Genomic DNA, 2,102 nt, shown 5'->3' with positions numbered 1-2,102 from the left:
TCTTCAGCCTCGCGATTACGTTCCCGGTGACGTTCCGCCGCTTCCTCCGGCGTGATGATGGTTTTAAGTGCTTTCATTTCATCGTCTTGCACGTCGAATAGGGCGAGCAGGGTGCGATTGCGGGGGGGTGTAGAGCGGCGGATAGGTGCGGCCGTTGAATTCGATCCGTTCACCGGCTTCGTAGGCCTTGGCCTTGCGGTACAGGGTGGAGAGTACGGAGCGGACGTCCTTGTCGAAGTCGGGACAGACTTCCCGAACCAGGGCCTGGGCTTCCAAATAGAGCTGGTTGGCGGGGATGGCCCCGGATAGCAGCAGGAAGTTGAGGCACCAGTGGACGTACTTGGAGCGGTAGCCGTGCGGGATGCCGTGTTCGGTCCAGCCGCGCCGTTGGGCGAGCTTGCGTAGGTCTTCCAGCCGATCCCAAGCCAGTTGCCGACCGGAGAAGACCCGCAGGTTCCCGGTCTTGCCGCCGGGGATGACCTGTAGCGGGGTGCGCGGTGCTGTGGGGGGTTGCCGCTTGAGTTGGAAGGCTTCGCGCGAGACGGGCAGTAGAGTTTCGGCCAGCCATTCGAAGGGGTAGCGCCGGACGTCCTCGGCGTGCCGCTGCACCCACAGCACCCGCACCCGTTCGCCGGAGCGGGTGTTGACGGTATCGACCAGCCGCAGCACCCGGCTGGCGTCCCGCGCCCCCGGATCGGCACCGAACGGTGCGAGCCGGGCGACCAGCTCCTTTTGCACGGCGTTCCAGCGCGGCAGGGCGGCGCGCGGTAGGGGACGTTCCAGCAGCCATTTGGCCTGTAATCCCCGTCCGCTGTAAATCACCAGCGAGGGCAAGGGCACGTCCTCGTCCCCGCAATGGCCCAGGAACCGCCCTAGGAGCGTTTCTGGGCGACTTTCGCCGTGAGGGGTCTTGTAGGTATCCAGATCGACGAAACACAGCCCCAGACGCAGCAGGTGGACGATCCGGCGGTTGGGCTTGTGAAACTCGGCTTGGGAAATCCAGGTGTCCCGCTCCGGGTCGAGGGCGGCGATGATCTGGGGGAGGACGTCGAGGCGGTAGGCCCGCTGGATTTTCAGCGCTGGCGGCCGATGTCCCGATGTGGCGTCGGGTTCGGCCCACAACAGGGTGAAAAAGCCGCGATCCTCCGCGCGGTGATAGAGCGCGGCTTCGTCCAGCCGGGCGAGGAGCGAGGGGAGCGGTTCAGGTTGCGGCTGCATAAGCCGACCCTCGCGCTTGAATGCGAACCGAGGGGCGGCTACTATGGAAAGTGCCGATCCCTAACGTATTCGGTACTGCGCCTCGTAACCTTCTGCCGACCAAAGCTTTCGGGTTACGGGGCGTTGGCTTTTCTACGCCCATGATTTTTTCCTTTCAGTTTTAGGATTCCTCATCACCTATCTGTGACAGGATAGTGGCCTCCTTCCCAAACCGCCACATTTCGCAAGCATCGGCCGACTAATAAACTAGTCGCATCGTCGCCAGCTTCTCGCTAACTCGCCATCGGAAATATTCTTAATTTTTAATTAAATCAAAAGTGACTTAATTAAAAATGTTCATATGTAATGATGTGAACATACAAACATGATGATATGTTGGTTTTCCATCATTCTTCTTTAACGGTCGGCACGTTGTACTTCACGAACAAGTCATTCAACGCTTCAGCGACGAGCGTTTGAAGACTGGCGCCGTTGCGTGCTTGGATCAACCGCAGACTGGACTTAAATCCGGGCACCAGATAAGCGGTGATATTCGTCTTGCCCTCGCGACTCGGCGCCCGATAGCTCTCACTCCGGGCCGGGATCGTGTTCGCTTTCGGTTTGGTGACTTTGGGTTGCTTGCTGTCGAGCGCCCGTTGTAAGGCTTGCAGTTTGTTACTCATGCTGTGCTGTTGTCCGAGTGAGTTGTTGGAGGATGAACCGGTAAAGTTGCTCCAGTTCGGCGGCGGCTTTGCCGTCCGGATCGAGTTCTTGCGGAGCCAAACCGTTCATCGGCGCTTCGGCGTAGCTGGCACGCTGGCAAAGATGCACCGGGCAAACGGGCAGACCGCATGAGTCTCGAATCATCGCCTTGGCCTCGTCGGCTTGTTTGCGGGCCTGAGGAT

2 protein-coding genes and 1 pseudogene are annotated in these 2,102 nt (G+C 59.8%); all 3 read right to left on the bottom strand.

What is annotated here, in order from left to right:
* Positions 1-78: 78 nt before the first annotated feature.
* Entirely contained in the window at positions 79-1,218 is a 1,140-nt protein-coding gene (locus E4P82_RS21290) for a replication protein (RefSeq protein WP_169250748.1), read from the bottom strand.
* Between the two features lie 386 nt (positions 1,219-1,604).
* A complete protein-coding gene (locus E4P82_RS21285) occupies positions 1,605-1,880 on the bottom strand; it encodes a ribbon-helix-helix domain-containing protein (RefSeq protein ID WP_169250747.1) in 276 nt (91 codons plus the stop codon).
* Positions 1,873-2,102: pseudogene (locus E4P82_RS21280) on the bottom strand (ParA family protein); the annotation flags it as partial. The gene E4P82_RS21285 and the pseudogene E4P82_RS21280, both read right to left, overlap by 8 nt.

It is taken from the genome of Candidatus Competibacter phosphatis (genome assembly GCF_012939995.1).
GTDB lineage: Bacteria > Pseudomonadota > Gammaproteobacteria > Competibacterales > Competibacteraceae > Competibacter > Competibacter phosphatis.
This window is presented reverse-complemented; position numbering and strand designations above follow the sequence as displayed.